Origin of the sequence: Streptomyces sp. 6N223 (assembly GCF_052246635.1) — a bacterium.
In the GTDB taxonomy this organism is placed as follows: domain Bacteria; phylum Actinomycetota; class Actinomycetes; order Streptomycetales; family Streptomycetaceae; genus Streptomyces.
Genome location: NZ_JBQQCA010000022.1, coordinates 72930 through 89749 on the forward strand (window position 1 = coordinate 72930; position 16820 = coordinate 89749).

Below are 16820 nucleotides of genomic sequence, written 5' to 3' on the forward strand. Positions count from 1 at the left end.
GTCCGCGCCGTCCGGGGACCGATACTTCCCCCATGGGTAAGTCATACGAGCGCATCACGGGCAGGCTTCGGACATTCATCGAAGAGCAACGCGTCTTCTTCACCGCCACCGCCCCGCTCTCCGCCTCGGGCACCGTCAACCTCTCTCCCAAGGGCCTCACCGGTTCCTTCGCGGTGCTCGACGAACGCACCGTCGCCTACCTGGACTTCGCCGGCTCCCACTCCGAGACCATCGCCCACCTGCGGGAGAACGGCCGCATCACGCTCATGTGGTGCGCCTTCACCGGCCCGCCGACCGTCGTGCGCGTCCACGGCCGCGGCGAGCCCGTCTTCCGCGACGACCCGCGCTTCCCCGAGCTGCTGGCGCGCTTCCCCGCCATCGACCACACGCGGCACGGCCTGCGCGCGATCATCGTCGTCACCGCCGAGGAGATCCGCGACAGCTGCGGCTTCGCCGTGCCGTTCATGACCTACGAGGGCGACCGGCCGCTGCACGGCTCCCGCTTCGAGCGGGAGACGGACGAGACGCTGGACGAGTACTTCCACAAGAAGGAGTACAGCGCCCGCAGCATGGACGGCCTGCCCGGCCTGCCGCTGCCCCTGCCGCCCCTTCCCGCGGCCGCCGCGACCCCGGGAGGTGACGATGCTGAGCGCCCCGCTCGGTGACGGCGCCGAGCTGCGGCCCCTGGAGCCGTGGCAGGCCGCGGAGCTCGCGGCGTACACCGACCGCGTGCGCGAGCACCTGACGCCCTGGCTGCCCTGGGCGCACGACGTGACCGACACCGAGTCGGCCCGGCGGTTCCTGCGGCGGTACGCCGAACGCCAGGCCGCCGACGAGGGCCGGATCTACGGCATCTGGCAGGGCGAGGACCTGCTGGGCGGCATGATCTTCCGGCTCTTCAACACCGAGGAGGGCTCCTGCGAGCTCGGCGCGTGGCTGGCGCCCGAGGCGCAGGGCCGGGGCCTGGTGACCCGGGCAGCCTCCCTCATGATCGACTGGGCCGTCGGCGCGCGCGGCATCACGCGCGTGGAGTGGCTGGTCAGTCCGGCCAACGCCCCCAGCATCGCCGTCGCCAAGCGGCTGGGGATGACGCACGAGGGGACGCTGCGCAGCGTCTTCGCCATGGGCGGCCGGCGGCACGACCTCCAGATGTGGTCCGTGCTCGCCGAGGAGTGGCGGCGGCGCGGCGGCAGCGGCGGACGGGCGCGTCCCGTCGGTTCCGATCACTCACACGGGTGATTGGCGCGCGCGTCGCGCGACTCCGCGCCAGGCCTTGGCCTGAGCGGAACAGCAGGTCAGCTCCGTTACCCTGCGGCGGACGGCGCGAAGCGGGCAGGGGACGGCGCACGCGGCGGGGCGCGCGCGCCGTTTCCGCCGACCGGCCGGGCGGTCAAGCTGAAGTGGCAGATCAGCCTGCGAGGGAGTCCTGTGATGCCCGTACACCTCGGCCTGCCCGCGCCGCCCGCCCCGCCCCGCCGCGCCACCCGCCACGTCATGGTCGGCGCGGTCCCGGTCGGTGGCGGCGCCCCGATCTCCGTGCAGTCCATGACGACCACCGTGACCGCCGACGTCGACGCCACCCTTCAGCAGATCGCCGAACTCACCGCGGCCGGCTGCCAGATCGTCCGCGTCGCCGTCCCCTCCCGGGACGACGCAGACGCGCTGGCCGTCATCGCCCGCAAGTCGCAGATCCCGGTGATCGCCGACATCCACTTCCAGCCGAAGTACGTCTTCGCCGCCATCGACGCCGGCTGCGCCGCCGTCCGCGTCAACCCCGGCAACATCAAGCGCTTCGACGACAAGGTCAAGGAGATCGCCAAGGCCGCCACCGCCGCCGGCATCCCGATCCGCATCGGCGTCAACGCCGGCTCGCTCGACCCCAGGCTGCTCGCCAAGCACGGCCGGGCGACGCCCGAGGCGCTGGTGGAGTCCGCCCTGTGGGAGTGCTCGCTCTTCGAGGAGCACGGCTTCACCGACATCAAGATCTCCGTCAAACACCACGACCCCGCCACGATGGTCGCCGCCTACCGGCTGCTCGCCGAGCGCTGCGACTACCCCCTGCACCTCGGCGTCACCGAGGCGGGCCCGCTGCTGCAGGGCTCCATCAAGTCGGCGGTCGCGTTCACGCAGCTCCTCACCGAGGGCATCGGCGACACCATCCGGGTCTCGCTCTCCGCCCCGCCGGTGGAGGAGATCAAGGCGGGCGTGGGCATCCTCGCCTCGCTCGGGCTGCGCGAGCGCTCGCTGGAGATCGTCTCCTGCCCGTCCTGCGGCCGGGCCCAGGTGGACGTCTACCGGCTGACCGAGCAGGTGGCGGCGGCGTTCGACGGCTTCCCGCACCCGCTGCGCGTCGCGGTGATGGGCTGCGTCGTCAACGGGCCGGGCGAGGCGCGCGAGGCCGACCTCGGGGTGTCCTCCGGCAACGGCAAGGGGCAGATCTTCGTCAGGGGGCGTACGGTCCGCACCGTCCCCGAGTCGGGGATCGTGGAGGCGCTGGTCGAGGAGGCGCTGCGCCTGGCCGAGGAGACGGAGACCGCGGCAGAGCCCGTGCGGGCGACAGATCCGGAGCCGGCCGAGCCGGGAGGGCCGTCATGACGACCACCGCCGAGACCACCGGGCGGGACCACCCGCTGACGGCGCGGGAGGCGCTGCGGCGCACGCGCGCCCTGCTCGACCCGGCACTGCGTTCCTGGGTCGAGCGGCTGCCCGGCCCCGTGGCCCGGGTCGCCTCCTACCACTTCGGCTGGACCGACAGCGAGGGCCGGCCCGACAACGCCCCGGCCGGGAAGGCGCTGCGGCCCGCCCTGGTCTTCGGCTGCGCCGAGGCGGTGGGCGGCACCGCCGAGGCGGCGCTGGCCCCGGCCGTCGCCGTGGAGCTGGTGCACAACTTCTCGCTGCTCCACGACGACATCCTGGACCGCGACACCACGCGCCGTCACCGGCCCACCGCCTGGACGGTGTTCGGCATCCCCGCCGCGCTGCTGGCCGGGGACGCGCTGCTGAGCCACGCCAGCCGGGTGCTGGGCGACCAGCCGGACGAGTCGCGCGCGGGCACCGGCATCAGGTGGCTGAGCGAGGCGACGATCTCGCTGATCGAGGGCGAGCAGACGGACGTCAGCTTCGAGGAGCGCTCGCACGTCCCGCTGGCCGAGTGCCTGGCGATGACCGAGCGGAAGACGGCGGCGCTGCTGGAGTACTCCTGCGCGCTGGGCTCGCTGTGGGCCGGCGGGTCGCCGGAGCAGACCGAGGCGCTGCGGCGGTTCGGCAGGCACCTGGGCATGGCGTTCCAGCTCGCCGACGACCTGCTCGGCATATGGGGCGACCCGGACGTCACCGGCAAGCCGGCCGGCGCGGACCTGGCCAGCCGCAAGAAGTCGCTGCCGGTGGTGGCGGCGCTGGACTCCGGCACGCCGGCGGGTCGCAGGCTCGCCGAGCTGTACGCCGCCCCCTCCGGCGGGGAAGCGGGCGAGGTGACGCTGCTGGCCGATCTCGTGGTGGAGGCGGGCGGGCGGTCCTGGGCGGAGGCGACGGCCGAGGAGGAGCTGAGCCTGGCGCTGGACTCCCTGCGGGTGGCCGAGCCCGCCGAGCCGGCGGCGGCCTGCCTGGCGGCGCTGGCACGCCTGGCCTGCCGCCGGGACCGGTGAGGCCCGGCGGCCGTCACGGCTCGTCCGACTGCTGTTCCTTCTCCTTCTGCGCCAGGCGCAGCAGGTGGTCGGCGAGGGCCTGGCCGCCCTCGGGGTCGCGGCTGATGAGCAGCAGGGTGTCGTCGCCCGCGATGGTGCCGAGGATGTGGTGGAGCTCCGCCTGGTCGATGGCGGAGGCGAGGAACTGTGCCGCGCCGGGCGGGGTGCGGGCCACCACCAGGTTGGCCGAGGCCTCGGCGGAGATCAGCAGCTCACCGGCGAGCCTGGCCATCCGTTCCTCCTTCGCCGACTCCCCCAGGGGCACCTGGGGGGTGCGGAACCCGCCCTCGCTGGGCACGGCGTAGATCAGCTCCCCGCCGGTGTTGCGGATCTTCACCGCGCCCAGGTCGTCCAGGTCGCGGCTGAGCGTCGCCTGCGTGACGCTCAGCCCGTCGTCGGCGAGGAGCTTCGCCAGCTGGCTCTGGGAACGCACCGGCTGCTTGCCCAGGATCTCCACGATCCGGCGGTGACGGGCGGTGCGCGTCTGGGGCACGGACGGCCCGTTGTGGTGCCGATCCTGCGTCATGCTCCCTCTCCGGGTCGGGTCATCGGTGCGCCGCGGACTCCCCCGCGGCATCCACGTCCACGGCATCGAGAACGCCGGGCAGCGTCGCGAGGAACGCGTCCACCTCGGCGTCGCCGATGATCAGCGGCGGCGCGAGGCGCACCACGTCGGGTGCGACGGCGTTCACGAGCACTCCGGCGTCCTGTGCCGCCTGCTGCACGCGGGGCGCGAGCGGCTCGGTGAGCACGATACCCAGCAGCAGGCCGCTGCCCCGGACGCGGTCCACCAGCGGGTGTCCGAGATTCCAGATGCCGTCCCGCAGCCGCTCGCCGGTCTCCTTGACGCGCTGCAGGAGGTTCTCGGACTCGATGGTGTCGAGGACCGCGAGCGCGGCGGCGCAGGAGACCGGGTTGCCGCCGAAGGTGGAGCCGTGCCGGCCGGGGCCGAGCAGCTCGGCCGCCTCGCCGAAGGCCAGGGTCGCGCCGATGGGCAGCCCCGCGGCCAGGCCCTTGGCGAGGGTGATGACGTCGGCCTCGACGCCCTCGGCCTGGCCGGCGAACCAGTGGCCGGTCCGGCCGATGCCGGTCTGCACCTCGTCCAGCACGAGGAGGGTGCCGGTCGCGCGGGTGATCTCGCGGGCGGCGGCCAGGTAGCCCTCGGGCGGCACGATCACGCCGTTCTCGCCCTGGATGGGCTCGATGACGACCAGCGCGGTGTCGGTGGTGACGGCGCCGGCCAGGGCCTCGGCGTCGCCGTAGGGCACGTGGGTGACGTCGCCGGGCAGCGGGTGGAAGCCCTCCTGCTTCTTCGACTGGCCGGTGAGGGCGAGGGCGCCCATGGTGCGGCCGTGGAAGCCGCCGCTGGCGGCGACCATGTGGGGGCGGCCGGTGAGCCGGCCGATCTTGAACGCCGCCTCGACCGACTCGGCCCCGGAGTTGGAGAAGTAGACGCGGCCGGCGCGGCCGGCGAGGGCGAGCAGCCGCTCGGCGAGGGCGACGGGCGGCTCGGCGACGAAGAGGTTGGAGACGTGGCCGAGCAGCGCGACCTGGTCGGAGACGGCCCGGACGACGGCGGGGTGGCCGGTGCCGAGCGAGTTGACGGCGATGCCGGCGACGAAGTCGAGGTACGCCCGGCCGTCGGCGTCGTAGAGCGTGGCGCCCTCGCCGTGGGTGATGGCGAGGCGGGGGGTGCCGTAGTTGTCCATCAGGACGTTCTGCCAGCGGGTGGTCAGCTCCCGGTTGCTCATCCCTGCTCTCCCTGCGGCCGTTCGTCCGGCACGACCATCGTGCCGATCCCCTCGTCGGTGAAGATCTCCAGCAGGATCGCGTGCTGGACGCGCCCGTCGATGACGCGCGCGGTGCGTACGCCGTGCCGCACGGCGTACACGCAGCCCTCCATCTTGGGCACCATGCCGCTGGCCAGGTCGGGCAGCAGCTTCTCCAGCTCGCTGACGGTCAGCCGGCTGATCACCTCGTCGCTGGCGGGCCAGTCGGCGTACAGGCCCTCGACGTCGGTGAGGACCATCAGCGTCTCGGCGCCGAGCGCGGCGGCGAGGGCGGCCGCGGCGGTGTCGGCGTTGACGTTGTAGACGTGGTGGTCGTCGGCGCTGCGGGCGATGGAGGAGATGACCGGGATGCGGCCGTCGTCCAGGAGCGCCGCGATGGCGCCGGTCTCGATGGCGGTGATCTCGCCGACGCGGCCTATGTCGACGGGCTCGCCGTCGACGTCGGCGAAGTGCTGGGTGGCGGTCATCAGGTGGGCGTCCTCGCCGGTCATGCCGACGGCGAGCGGGCCGTGCCGGTTGAGCAGGCCCACGAGCTCGCGCTGCACCTGGCCGGCCAGGACCATGCGCACCACGTCCATGGTCTCGGGGGTGGTGACGCGCAGTCCGGCGCGGAACTCGGAGGTCAGGCCCAGCCGGTCGAGATGGGCGTTGATCTGCGGGCCGCCGCCGTGGACGACGACCGGGCGCAGGCCGGCGTGCCGGAGGAAGACGACGTCCTGGGCGAACGCGGCCTTGAGGGCGTCGTCCACCATGGCGTTGCCGCCGAACTTGATGACGACGGTCTTGCCGTGGTGGCGGGTGAGCCAGGGCAGCGCCTCGATGAGGATCTGCGCCTTGGGAAGGGCGGTGTGCTTGCGGGTCGTGCCCGTGGTGGTCGTCATGTGGAGTAGGCGCTGTTCTCGTGGACGTAGTCGGCGGTCAGGTCGTTGGTCCAGATGGTGGCGGAGTGCTCGCCGGCGGCGAGGTCGGCGGTGATGGTGACCTCGCGGAAGCGCATGTCCACCCGGTCGCGGTCCTCGCCGACCGAGCCGTTCTTGCAGACCCAGACGCCGTTGATGGCGACGTTCAGCCGGTCGGGCTCGAAGACGGCGCCGGTGGTGCCGATGGCGGACAGCACCCGGCCCCAGTTGGGGTCCTCGCCGTGGAGGGCGCACTTGAGGAGGTTGTTGCGGGCGATGGAGCGGCCCGCCTCGACGGCGTCGGCCTCGCTGGCGGCGTTCACCACGTCGATCCGGACGTCCTTGGAGGCGCCCTCGGCGTCGCGGACGAGCTGGAGGGCGAGGTCGGCGCAGACGGCGCGGACGGCCTCGGCGAACGCGGGGTGCGGCGGCGTGGCGCCGGAGGCGCCGGAGGTCAGCAGCAGCACGGTGTCGTTGGTGGACATGCAGCCGTCGGAGTCGACGCGGTCGAAGGTGGTGCGGGTGGCGGCGCGCAGCGCCTGGTCGAGGGCGGCGGAGTCGAGGTCGGCGTCGGTGGTGAGGACGACGAGCATGGTGGCCAGGCCCGGGGCGAGCATGCCCGCGCCCTTGGCCATGCCGCCGACGGTGAAGCCGTCGCCGGTGACGACGGCGGTCTTGTGGACGGTGTCGGTGGTCTTGATGGCGATGGCGGCCTTCTCGCCGCCGTGCGGGGAAAGTTCCTTTGCCGCCTTGTCGACTCCGGGCAGCAGGCGGTCCATGGGGAGGCGTACGCCGATGAGGCCGGTGGAGGCGACGGCGACCTCGGCGGCGCTCACGCCGAGGGCGGCGGCGGCGCGTTCGGCGGTGGCGTGGGTGTCCTGGAAGCCGAGGGGGCCGGTGCAGGCGTTGGCGCCGCCGGAGTTGAGGACGACGGCGGAGACCCGGCCGCCGGCGAGGACCTGTTCGGACCAGACGACGGGGGCCGCCTTGACGCGGTTGCTGGTGAAGACGCCGGCGGCGTCCAGCCGGGGCCCGGTGTTGACGACGAGGGCCAGGTCGGGATCGCCGCTGTCCTTGAGCCCGGCGGCGACGCCCGCCGCCGTGAATCCCTGCGCGGCCGTGACGCTCACTGTGCTCTCCTGTTCGCTCCGCCGCGGCAGCGGCTCATGTCACCGTCGCCCGCGCGGCATCCCGCGGGCATCAACCTCACCCGCGGCCCGGCAGCCGCACGTGCGACGCTCACTGTGCTCTCCTGTTCGCTTCTCCGCCCGCGCGGCATCCCGCGGGCATCAACCTCACCCGCGGCCCGGCAGCCGCACGTGCGACGCTCACTGTGCTCTCCTGTTCGCTTCTCCGCCCGCGCGGCATCCCGCGGGCATCAACCTCACCCGCGGCCCGGCAGCCGCGCGTGCGACGCTCACTGTGCTCTCCTGTTCGCTTCTCTGCCCGCGCGGCATCCCGCGGGCATCAACCTCACCCGCGGCCCGGCAGCCGCGCGTGCGACGCTCACGGAGCGACTCCGATCGTCGGCAGCCCCAGGTCCTCGGGGAGGCCGAGGGCGATGTTCATGCTCTGCACCGCGCCGCCCGCGGTGCCCTTGGTGAGGTTGTCGATGGCGCTGATGGCGACGACGCGGCCGGCGGCCTCGTCCAGGGCGACCTGGAGGAGCGCGGCGTTGGAGCCGTGGACGGCGGCGGTGGCGGGCCACTGGCCCTCCGGCAGCAGCCGGACGAACGGCTCGGCGGCGTACGCCTTGTCGTACGCCTCGCGCAGCGCGGCCGCGGTGGTGCCGGGCCGGGCGCGGGCGGTGCAGGTGGCGAGGATGCCGCGCGGCATCGGCGCGAGGGTGGGGGTGAAGGAGACGGTGACGCGCTCGCCCGCCACGGCGGAGAGGTTCTGGATCATCTCGGGGGTGTGGCGGTGGACGCCGCCGACGCCGTAAGGGCTCATGGAGCCCATGACCTCGCTGCCGAGCAGGTGCGGCTTGAGCGACCGCCCGGCGCCGGAGGTGCCGGAGGCGGCGACGATCACGGCCTCGGGCTCGGCCAGGCCGGCGGCGTACGCCGGGAAGAGCGCGAGGGTGACGGCCGTCGGGTAGCAGCCGGGGACCGCGACGCGCCTGGTCCCCCGGAGCGCGTCGCGGCTGCCGGGCAGCTCGGGCAGGCCGTAGGGCCAGGTGCCGGCGTGCGGGCTGCCGTAGTAGCGCTCCCAGTCGGCGGCCTCGCGCAGCCGGAAGTCGGCGCCGCAGTCGACGACGAGGGTGTCCTCGCCGAGTTGGCGGGCGATCTCGGCGGACTGCCCGTGGGGCAGGGCGAGGAACACCACGTCGTGCCCGGCCAGCGTCTCGGGCGTGGTCGGCTCAAGCATCCGCTCGGCGAGCGGCACCAGCTGCGGCTGGAGCGCGCCGAGCGGCTGGCCCGCGTTGGAGCCGCCGGTCAGGGATCCGATCTCGGCCTCGGGGTGCTGGAGCAGCAGACGCAGGAGCTCGCCCCCCGCGTAACCGCTCGCGCCCGCCACCGCAGCGCGCACTGTCATCGCCTCCTCGTGAGTATGGCATGACTATACGCACCACTGAAGTTTTATGCAATCGCGGGAGATGCGGGTGACCACGTGGCTGTTGTGACGAGGATCGATAGGTGGCCCTCCCGAGGGACAGATGGCCCCGAGGTCGCTTGCGGCCGGCCAATACCCAGGTGGGCCAGGTCAACGCGGCCCGCTGGGCGGGCGCCGCGTCGCGCCGGCTCAGGACTCGCGGCGCGAGGTCGCGGCCAGCGAGCCGAGGAGCGCGAGCGCCTCGCTGCTGGGCGAGGCGGGCTCCGCGTGGTAGACGACGAGTTCCTGGCCCGGGGCCGAGCGGACATCGAAGGTCTGCATGGTCAGCGTCAGCGGCCCGACGTCGCGGTGCTCGAAGCGCTTGTCCTCCAGCGCCTTGCCCCGGGCGTCGTGGCGGGCCCACAGCTCGGCGAACTCGGGGCTGCCGTCCAGCAGTTCGTTCAGCACCTGCCGCACCCGCGGGTCGTCGGGCGCCGCGCCGTGGCTGAGCCGGAGGCCGGCCACGGAGTTGCGGGCGACGTCGTGCCAGTCGCGGTAGAAGGCCCGGGCGGCCGGATCGGTGAACACGACGTGCATGAGGTTGCGCGAGTGTGCCCAGTCGTGGAAGAGCGCGTCGGCTATCTCGTTGGACGCCAAGACGTCGTAGGCGCGGTTGTAGACGATGGCCGGGTTGTGCGGCCAGGCGTCCATGAGCACCAGCAGGCTCGGCTCGACCCGGCCGGGCACCGCGGCAGCCCGGGCGCGCGGTCCGAGGCCGGCGAGCCGGAACAGGTGCAGGCGGCCGTCCTCCTCCAGCCGCAGGGCCGCGGCCAGCGCGTCGAGCACCTGCGCGGAGGGCGTGCGCTCCCGGCCCTGCTCCAGGCGTACGTAGTAGTCGGCGCTGACCCCCGCGAGCAGGGCCACCTCCTCCCGCCGAAGCCCCGGCACCCGGCGTTGCCCCGTGGCCGGAAGGTTCACCTCGGCCGGGGTGACGCGGGCGCGCCGGGCGGTGAGATAGGCGCCGAGCTCTGAGCGTGCCATGCGGCCATGCTAGGTCCGGGCGCTGCCGCTCTGCCTGGGAGCGCCGCACCCAGGAGGATTCCGCCTCTCCCGCGGGCGCTCCGGCCGGGCCAGCCTCGAGGTCATGACCACACAGCAACCCGAACGCGCCGAGCCGGCCGACCGCAAGGTCGTCCTCGTCACCGGCGCCAGCAGCGGCATCGGGGCGGCCGTCGCCGCACGACTCGTGGCAGAGGGGCACCGGGTCGTGGCCGGTGCGCGCCGCATCGACCGCCTGCGGGCCTTGGCGGAGAGCACGGCCGAGACGGCCAGCCGCTCCGGCGGCGGCCTGCAGCCGGTCCGTCTCGACGTGACGGACCGCGCGGACGTCGCCGCCTTCGTCCAGACCGCCCGCGACCGGCACGGCCGGGTCGACGTCCTCGTCGGCAACGCCGGCGTCATGCCCCTGTCGCGGCTGGATTCCCTGCTCGTCGACGAGTGGGACCGGATGATCGACGTGAACGTCCGCGGCCTGCTGCACGGCATCGCCGCGGCGCTGCCCGTGTTCACCGCGCAGCGCTCGGGGCACTTCGTCACGGTCGCGAGCACCGGCGCCCACGAGGTCGTGCCCACCGGCGCCGTCTACTGCGCCACCAAGTACGCGGCGTGGGCGATCACCGAGGGCCTGCGCCAGGAGACGGCCCCCTTCATCCGAGTCACGACCATCTCACCCGGAGTGGTCGAATCCGAGCTCGCCGACACCATCACCGAGCCCGGCGCCGCCGAGGCCATGCGCGCCTACCGGGCCCACGCGATCGGACCCGCCGCCATCGCCGGCGCGGTCTCCTACGCCCTCGCACAGCCGCCCGACGTCGACGTCAACGAGATCGTCGTACGCCCCGTCCGCCAGCGCTGACCCGCACCGACACGCACCGACACCGACCGGAGGAGCTCATGACCACGCCCCCGCACCGCCCCGCCGTCCCCGCGGCGTGGGACCTCACCTCACGGGTGGCCGTCGTGACCGGAGCCGCCCGCGGCATCGGCCACGCCACCGCCACGCTCCTGCGGGCCCGAGGCGCCCGACTGGTTGTCACCGACCGGTCCGAGGCAGTCGAGGAACTCGCCGCGGAGGACCCCGACAACGTGGCCGCGCTTGTCGGCGATGTCGCCGACGAGAACCTTGCCCGGGCCACCGCGGCGCTCGCGATCAGCCGCTTCGGCTCGCTCGACATCCTGGTCAACAACGCAGGCCGCACCCTGAACAAGCCGGTCACCGAGACCACCGTCGAGGACTTCGACGACATCCTGCGCGTCAACGCCCGCGGCAACTTCGTCCAGGCCCGTGAGGCGTTCCGCGCCATGGCGGCCGGTGGCGGCGGCACGATCATCTCGATCGCCTCCGTCTCGTCGCTCGTCGCCTTCGAGACGCAGACCGCCTACGCCGCGTCGAAGGGCGCCCTGGCCCAGATCACCCGGGTGCTGGCCATCGAGGGTGGCCCCAAGGGCATCCGCTCCAACGCCGTGCTACCCGGAGTCATCAACACCGACATCATGGAGGGCGTCGTCGACAACGGTCGCGAGATGCTCGCCTCGTTCGGCCCCGCGCACCCCGTCGGACGGATCGGGCGTCCCGAAGAGGTCGCGGAAGCCGTCGCCTTCCTGGCCTCCGACGCGGCCTCCTTCGTCACCGGCGCTCTCCTGACCGTCGACGGCGGCTGGACCGCCCAGTGACCATCGATGAGCCCCGCCTCCAGCAGCAGCACACGCACGCGGGTGAGCGCTTGAGTTGGCGGGGCTGAGCATGTGCTGTCCTCGACGACGATGCAGGCCGACGGGTGGACGCCCATCTGCTTGGCGGCGTGCAGGAACAGGTCGGGGGCCGGTTTGCCGTGGGCGACCTCACTGGCGCTGAAGATGCGGCCTTCGACGTATGGGTGGATCCCGGTGTGACCCAGGGTGTGGCGCATCGTGTCGTGGCTGACCGGAGGCCCGCTCACACAACGCTGATCCCGCGCGGGCCGAACGGGTGACGCGTGGCGGGCGGATCAAGCCTCAGCCCTTGACGGCCTCCGCGATCCGCAGCGCGGCCTGGGCGGGCGTGAGGTGCGTGGTGTCGACGACCTCGGCCTCGTCGTGCAGCCACGTGCGGGCCGCCTCGGCGTAGGGCTCGAGGTATGTGAGGCGAAACGGTGAAGGGACGGGGTGCTCCCCCTCGATGCGCCGGCGGAGGGTGTCCTGGTCAGCGTGGAGGACGAAGTGCCTTACCGGGATGCCATGGTGGGCGAGGCCCGTGCTGATCTCGCGCCAGTACTGCTCGACCAGGACAGTCATGGGCATCACCAGGGTGCCGCCGGTGTAGTCGAGTACGCGGCGGGCGGTCTCGACGACGAGTTGCCGCCACGGCGGCCAGTGCTGGAAGTTGTCCGTTCCCGGCAGCCCGGGCGTGATGTCCATGAGCGTCTCGCCGACCTTCTCGGCGTCCAACACCCGTGAATCCGGGAGGAGCGGCTGCACGAGTGCGCTGGTCGTCGTCTTGCCTGCGCCGTGGGTGCCGTTGAGCCATACGATCATGGGCCCGACGCTAGCGGTGTGCGGGCCGCGGCCGGTGCCGATCGCGTCACAGAACGGGCACGGCAGAAACCGTGATCGCGACAGCCCAGGCGCTCCCATCCACGCTCGCGATGAGTGTTGATGAGTGTTATGGCGACAGGGCGGGGGGAGGCCGGTCCAGTCCAGTCACTTTGTGTCAACCGCGCGAGGCTCCTCCCTGGCCTCATCCTCCCGATTGATTCCGGAAAGTTCCCGATAATTTTCGAGCCCCATACCTCGTTCATTAGATCTCCACGCGACCTGGCGAGTCGCTGACCAAGCTTGCGCTTAACCAGTTGAGGGACCTATGACCTGGTGCGATGGTGGCTCAAAGTCACCCCGGGGGGAGGAAGGATCCTTCCGGAATTCTGTGGAAACTGTTGACAGCATCGGCGGCTAATTCGACACTGTTCCGCGTCGACGAGCCTGACCCACTGTCGACGAGGGTCACTTGTCGTGACCTTCTCTGGGGTCGCGAGCGGCACGACGACCCGGCAAGCCTTCGCGTTGTTCAACACCCACGCGGGCGGCGCCCCCGGCCCCCCACAGGCCGGCCGAGCCGTCGGACGCCGCCTGGCCTCCTGCCAGCCATTCACGAGGAGGATTGAGATGCGCAGGGAAGACAACTCCCCCACACCGGACGCGACCAGGCGTCCGCTGCTGAGCCGTCGGGGGCTCATCGGCACCGGTGCCATGGGGCTGATCGCGGGCACGATGATGCTCCGGCCCGGCACTGCCAGTGCACAGGAAACCATCACCACCAACCAGACGGGCACCCACGACGGGTTCTACTTCTCCTTCTGGACCGACACCGAGGGCACAGTGTCGATGACGCTGAACCCCGGGGGCGGCTACAGCACCCAGTGGAGCGGCACGAACAACTTCGTCGCCGGTAAGGGCTGGAGCAACGGCAGCGCCCGGACCGTGAACTACAGCGGCACCGTCGACCACGGCAGCAACGGCTACCTGGCGCTCTACGGCTGGACCTCCAACCCGCTGGTGGAGTACTACATCGTGGAGTCCCACGGGCCGTACAACCCCAGCACCGGCGCCGAGAACCGCGGCTCGCTCGACGCCGACGACGGCACGTACACCCTCCTCCACTCCATGCGGTACGACGCCCCGTCGGTGGAGGGCACCGCGACCTTCCCGCAGTACTGGAGCGTCCGGCAGAGCCACCGGACCAGCGGCACCATCGACACCGGCGTCCACTTCGACGCGTGGGCCAGCGCCGGCATGACCCTCGGCAGCTTCGACTACTACATGATTATGGCCACTGAGGGCTACCAGAGCAGCGGGAGCTCCGACATCACGGTGAGCTGAGCCCCGCACAAGGACGCGCCGTCGCGCGGCGGCCAGGGAGCCGCCGCGCCACGGCGCTGCCAGCACCCCCGGTCACGCCTCCCGTGGCGGGATGTTGTGGTTGAGCCGGAAGGTGTTGGCCGGGTCGTGGGCCGCCTTGAGGGCGGTCAGGCGCGCGAAGTCCTGCGGCTCGTAGGCGGTTTGGACCAGTTCGGGCGAGGCCGCCTCGCCGTGGCCCATGAAGTTGACGAACCGGCCGGTGGTCCAGGGGCGCAGCGCGTCGGTCAGCGCCCGGTGGGCGCGGCGTACCCGGTCGGCCTCGTCGTCGCCGCCCGCGCCGGTCAGCCGAGACACCGTGCCCACCAACTAGGCGGCGGCACGATGTCCGACGGCGTTCGGGACGGCGGGCGGCCGGGCGAGCGCGCCGCCGAGGCGGCGTACTTCGACGACGCAGGGCACGGGCGCGCCCGGCCCGGCGTGCGCGATGAGGTGGCCGGCCGCCGCCTCGTCCAGGTCGTCGAGCATGGCGGTGTCGCCGTTGAAGCCCATGGGCTGGGTGGGATCGCCGTGGATGGAGCCGGACTCGGCGTAGGGCATCTCGGCGAGGGTGTCGAGCAGCCGGGGGCCGAGGGCGCGCAGCTGCGCCACCAGCCGCTCGCCGCGCGCCGCGTCGCCGACGTGGGCGACGCGGATGTGGGCCACGTACCGGCCGCGATGGGGGTACCTCCCAGGCCCCCCAGGGCCTGGGGGAGGCTCGGGCAGGGCGGGGACGGGCGGGAAGGGGACGAGGGCGAGCGAGGTGTTCGTCTCCTCCGGCAGGTCGGCGCTCCAAGCGCGCCACGCCTGGAGGATCTCCTCGGCGCGCCCGGGCGCCCCGGCGTCGAAGAACAGCCCGCCGCCCAGGATCCGCTCCAGCGGCACCAGGTCGATCTCCAGCGCCGTGACCACGCCGAAGTTGTCGCGCGCGCCGCGCAGCGCCCAGAAGAGCTCGGGGTCGGCGTCGGGCGTGACCGTGCGGGCGCGGGCGTCGGCCGTGACCACGTCCAGGGACCGCACCCGGTCGGCGGCGTACCCGAAGGTGCGGCCCAGCAGCGGCAGGCCGCCGCCGAGGGTGTACGCCACCGCGCCGACGTGCGGGGCCGATCCGCTGAGCGGGGCGAGGCCGTGTTCCGCCGCCGCCTCCACGACCCGGCCCCACGGGACGCCGGCCTCCAGCCGGGCGCGCCGGGCGTCCGGGTCGACCCGGACGCCGGTCATGCGGCGGGTGGTGATCAGCACGCCACCGTCGCCGGTGCCGGCCGTCCCGTGCCCGGTGCCGCGCACCGCCACCGGCAGGCCATGGGCGGTGGCGAAGGCGACGGCCGCGCGCACGTCGCCGGCGTCGGCGGCCCCGACGGCGACGGCGGGGCGCCCGTCGGCGGCGGTGTTGAAGCCGGTGCGCTCGGCGCCGTACCCGTCATCGCCGGGGAGGCACACGGCCCCCCGGACCTCGTCGCGCAGCGTCTTGACGTCGTCGTATGCGGTGTTCTGCAGGCTCATGGACGGCAGCCTGCCGCGCTAACCTGACAGCGGCCGTCAACTTTTCTCGCGCAGGGCGGCGAGAGTGGCGCCGAACTGGGTCAGCGGATCGGGGCCGATCGGGCGGAGGACGACCGTGGTGGCGCCGGCCCGCCCCAGCTCGCGGACGCGCTCGGCGGCGGTGGCCGGGTCGCCGGCCGCCAGGAACGCCTCCTCCGGCGGGATGCCGAGCCACTCGGCCTGGCCGGCGAGGACGGGCGCGATGCGCTCGCGGTCCTCCGGCACGCACAGGTCGGTGAAGGCGATCAGCTCGTGGGGGCGGGAGGTGTCCGCGGCGGCGCGGCCCCTGTCGATCTGGCCGAGCGCGGCGGCGACCACGGGCGGCGGCGTGGCGGGCGGGTGCACCAGGCGTACGCCCTCGACGCGCACGGCGCGGCCCGCGGCGTTCGCCTCCTCGCCGGACAGCAGGAGCTAGCCGTCAGGTTTGGATCAACTAGATCCATGCCAGGCGGAGGCTGTTCGGTTAGAAGTGTTGGATCTGCCGAACTTGGATCTGTGCCATCAAGATATGCATCGCGTAGATCTGCGCCGGCAAGGTTTGCTCCTGACAGGTCTGCGGCATACAACACCGTTCCGCTAAGGTTCGCGCCACTCAAGTCAGCGTGCGTCAGATTCGCTGAGACTAGACCTGCTCGCCGGAGGTCAACATTGCTGAGATCATTCCATGACAGATCCACGCCCATCAGGTTCGCGCCAGAGAGGTTCGCGCCGTGCAGTTCTGCATCTATCATACTCGCATACTGCAATGAGGCGCCCGATAGGTTTGCACCCTCCAACGACGTCTTGAACAAGTTCGCTCCCCTTAGGATGGAGTTGGGCAAATTCGTCCCGGAGAAGTCGGCGTTGCTCAAGTCGGCTCTGGTTTCCGGGTCCGGACCCACCGGGGTCCACTCCGGGGCCAAGTCGGCTTCAGCGAGATAGGCTGAACTCACGTCTATGGGAGTATCCTCGTCACTAGAGGCGTTGCGGGAAGCTAGTACGGTTAGTGCCGCATGGACATCAGGCGTTATACCCCGGGTGTTTTCCTGGGGGGTCGTGGCATGGATACGAATGTAAGCGGCCAGGACGTTGACGATGGTTGAGTGGTCGCGGGGAGAGTCCTGCATGATTCGCTCGAGGGCATAGATTCCGCCGAGGCGGATCTCCATGGTGTCGCTGCCGAGATTCTCCACGGCGGCGGTGTACCGGTCCGTGATCTGCCCTTCCCGAGTGGCTCGGAGTTCTTCCCGGCTGATGCTTAGCTCCTCCTGCACTTGGTTCGTCGATTCTCGCGTGTACCAGATCGACGCGATGGCCACGACCGATGCGATCAGCACGCCGAGCACCTCGATGCGTCGCATCCAGTCGCGTTGTCCAGCAGCAGGCGGTTCTGCTTCGGGCCTGCTCCTCGCGTAGGCGATACGGGCGGCGAGCGGGGTTCGTCCGCCGCGGTCCGACGTCGCGTG

General features: G+C 72.4%; 17 protein-coding genes and 2 pseudogenes. 7 read left to right on the forward strand and 12 right to left on the reverse strand.

All coding sequences use genetic code 11. The annotated features are described in order from the left end of the window. The first annotated feature begins 32 nt into the window (after window positions 1-32). From ACTWQH_RS15975 to ACTWQH_RS15990, 4 genes are all read left to right on the forward strand, one after another. On the forward strand, window positions 33-665 hold the full coding sequence (locus ACTWQH_RS15975) for a pyridoxamine 5'-phosphate oxidase family protein (protein WP_443287204.1): 633 nt from the start codon (window positions 33-35) through the stop codon (window positions 663-665). Then, window positions 643-1239, forward strand: coding sequence for a GNAT family N-acetyltransferase (locus ACTWQH_RS15980; protein ID WP_443287205.1), 597 nt, complete (start codon window positions 643-645; stop codon window positions 1237-1239). The genes ACTWQH_RS15975 and ACTWQH_RS15980 overlap by 23 nt, the downstream gene beginning before the upstream one ends. 192 nt (window positions 1240-1431) lie before the next feature. Beyond that, window positions 1432-2595 carry a flavodoxin-dependent (E)-4-hydroxy-3-methylbut-2-enyl-diphosphate synthase gene (gene ispG / locus ACTWQH_RS15985; protein WP_443287206.1) on the forward strand — a complete coding sequence of 388 codons (1164 nt, stop codon included), beginning with the start codon at window positions 1432-1434 and terminating at the stop codon, window positions 2593-2595. Continuing rightward, window positions 2592-3644, forward strand: coding sequence for a polyprenyl synthetase family protein (locus ACTWQH_RS15990; protein WP_443287207.1), 1053 nt, complete (start codon window positions 2592-2594; stop codon window positions 3642-3644). The genes ispG and ACTWQH_RS15990 overlap by 4 nt, the downstream gene beginning before the upstream one ends. A gap of 13 nt (window positions 3645-3657) precedes the next feature. Here ACTWQH_RS15990 and ACTWQH_RS15995 read toward each other — a convergent pair whose 3' ends face one another. From ACTWQH_RS15995 to ACTWQH_RS16020, 6 genes are all read right to left on the reverse strand, one after another. After that, window positions 3658-4209 carry an arginine repressor gene (locus tag ACTWQH_RS15995; protein WP_443287208.1) on the reverse strand — a complete coding sequence of 184 codons (552 nt, stop codon included), beginning with the start codon at window positions 4207-4209 and terminating at the stop codon, window positions 3658-3660. 19 nt (window positions 4210-4228) lie between these two features. Then, a complete protein-coding gene (locus ACTWQH_RS16000; RefSeq protein WP_443287209.1) occupies window positions 4229-5434 on the reverse strand; it encodes an acetylornithine transaminase in 1206 nt (401 codons plus the stop codon). Continuing rightward, on the reverse strand, window positions 5431-6354 hold the full coding sequence (gene argB / locus ACTWQH_RS16005; RefSeq protein WP_443287210.1) for an acetylglutamate kinase: 924 nt from the start codon (window positions 6352-6354) through the stop codon (window positions 5431-5433). Before argB ends, ACTWQH_RS16000 begins: the two co-directional genes overlap by 4 nt. Next, entirely contained in the window at window positions 6351-7502 is a 1152-nt protein-coding gene (gene argJ, locus ACTWQH_RS16010) for a bifunctional glutamate N-acetyltransferase/amino-acid acetyltransferase ArgJ (protein ID WP_443287211.1), read from the reverse strand. Before argJ ends, argB begins: the two co-directional genes overlap by 4 nt. A gap of 376 nt (window positions 7503-7878) precedes the next feature. Continuing rightward, entirely contained in the window at window positions 7879-8907 is a 1029-nt protein-coding gene (gene argC / locus ACTWQH_RS16015; protein WP_443287212.1) for an N-acetyl-gamma-glutamyl-phosphate reductase, read from the reverse strand. Window positions 8908-9114: 207 nt separating this feature from the next. Continuing rightward, the gene (locus ACTWQH_RS16020; protein WP_443287213.1) at window positions 9115-9945 is read right to left on the reverse strand and encodes a helix-turn-helix domain-containing protein; all 831 of its coding nucleotides are present in this window, start codon (window positions 9943-9945) and stop codon (window positions 9115-9117) included. Between the two features lie 103 nt (window positions 9946-10048). Here ACTWQH_RS16020 and ACTWQH_RS16025 point away from each other — a divergent pair, with 103 nt between their 5' ends. Both ACTWQH_RS16025 and ACTWQH_RS16030 read left to right on the forward strand, forming a co-directional pair. Then, complete coding sequence (locus ACTWQH_RS16025; protein ID WP_443287214.1) at window positions 10049-10819, forward strand: SDR family oxidoreductase; 771 nt, start codon at window positions 10049-10051, stop codon at window positions 10817-10819. Window positions 10820-10857: 38 nt separating this feature from the next. Then, entirely contained in the window at window positions 10858-11637 is a 780-nt protein-coding gene (locus tag ACTWQH_RS16030) for an SDR family NAD(P)-dependent oxidoreductase (protein WP_443287215.1), read from the forward strand. A gap of 119 nt (window positions 11638-11756) precedes the next feature. Here the strand turns inward: ACTWQH_RS16030 and ACTWQH_RS16035 are convergent. Both ACTWQH_RS16035 and ACTWQH_RS16040 read right to left on the reverse strand, forming a co-directional pair. Beyond that, window positions 11757-11873: pseudogene (locus tag ACTWQH_RS16035) on the reverse strand (HAD family hydrolase); the annotation flags it as partial. 85 nt (window positions 11874-11958) lie between these two features. Beyond that, a complete protein-coding gene (locus ACTWQH_RS16040; RefSeq protein WP_443287216.1) occupies window positions 11959-12477 on the reverse strand; it encodes an AAA family ATPase in 519 nt (172 codons plus the stop codon). Between the two features lie 627 nt (window positions 12478-13104). Between ACTWQH_RS16040 and ACTWQH_RS16045 the strand changes: the two genes are divergently transcribed. Continuing rightward, complete coding sequence (locus tag ACTWQH_RS16045; protein WP_443287217.1) at window positions 13105-13818, forward strand: glycoside hydrolase family 11 protein; 714 nt, start codon at window positions 13105-13107, stop codon at window positions 13816-13818. 72 nt (window positions 13819-13890) lie between these two features. Here the strand turns inward: ACTWQH_RS16045 and ACTWQH_RS16050 are convergent, their stop codons facing one another. The 4 genes and pseudogenes from ACTWQH_RS16050 to ACTWQH_RS16065 form a co-directional block, all read right to left on the reverse strand. Further along, entirely contained in the window at window positions 13891-14151 is a 261-nt protein-coding gene (locus ACTWQH_RS16050) for a BBE domain-containing protein (protein ID WP_443287218.1), read from the reverse strand. Between the two features lie 12 nt (window positions 14152-14163). Beyond that, on the reverse strand, window positions 14164-15336 hold the full coding sequence (locus tag ACTWQH_RS16055) for an FAD-binding oxidoreductase (protein WP_443287219.1): 1173 nt from the start codon (window positions 15334-15336) through the stop codon (window positions 14164-14166). Between the two features lie 36 nt (window positions 15337-15372). Then, the gene (locus ACTWQH_RS16060) at window positions 15373-15744 is read right to left on the reverse strand and encodes a hypothetical protein (protein WP_443287243.1); all 372 of its coding nucleotides are present in this window, start codon (window positions 15742-15744) and stop codon (window positions 15373-15375) included. A gap of 131 nt (window positions 15745-15875) precedes the next feature. Continuing rightward, window positions 15876-16715: pseudogene (locus ACTWQH_RS16065) on the reverse strand (pentapeptide repeat-containing protein); the annotation flags it as partial. Window positions 16716-16820 lie beyond the last annotated feature (105 nt).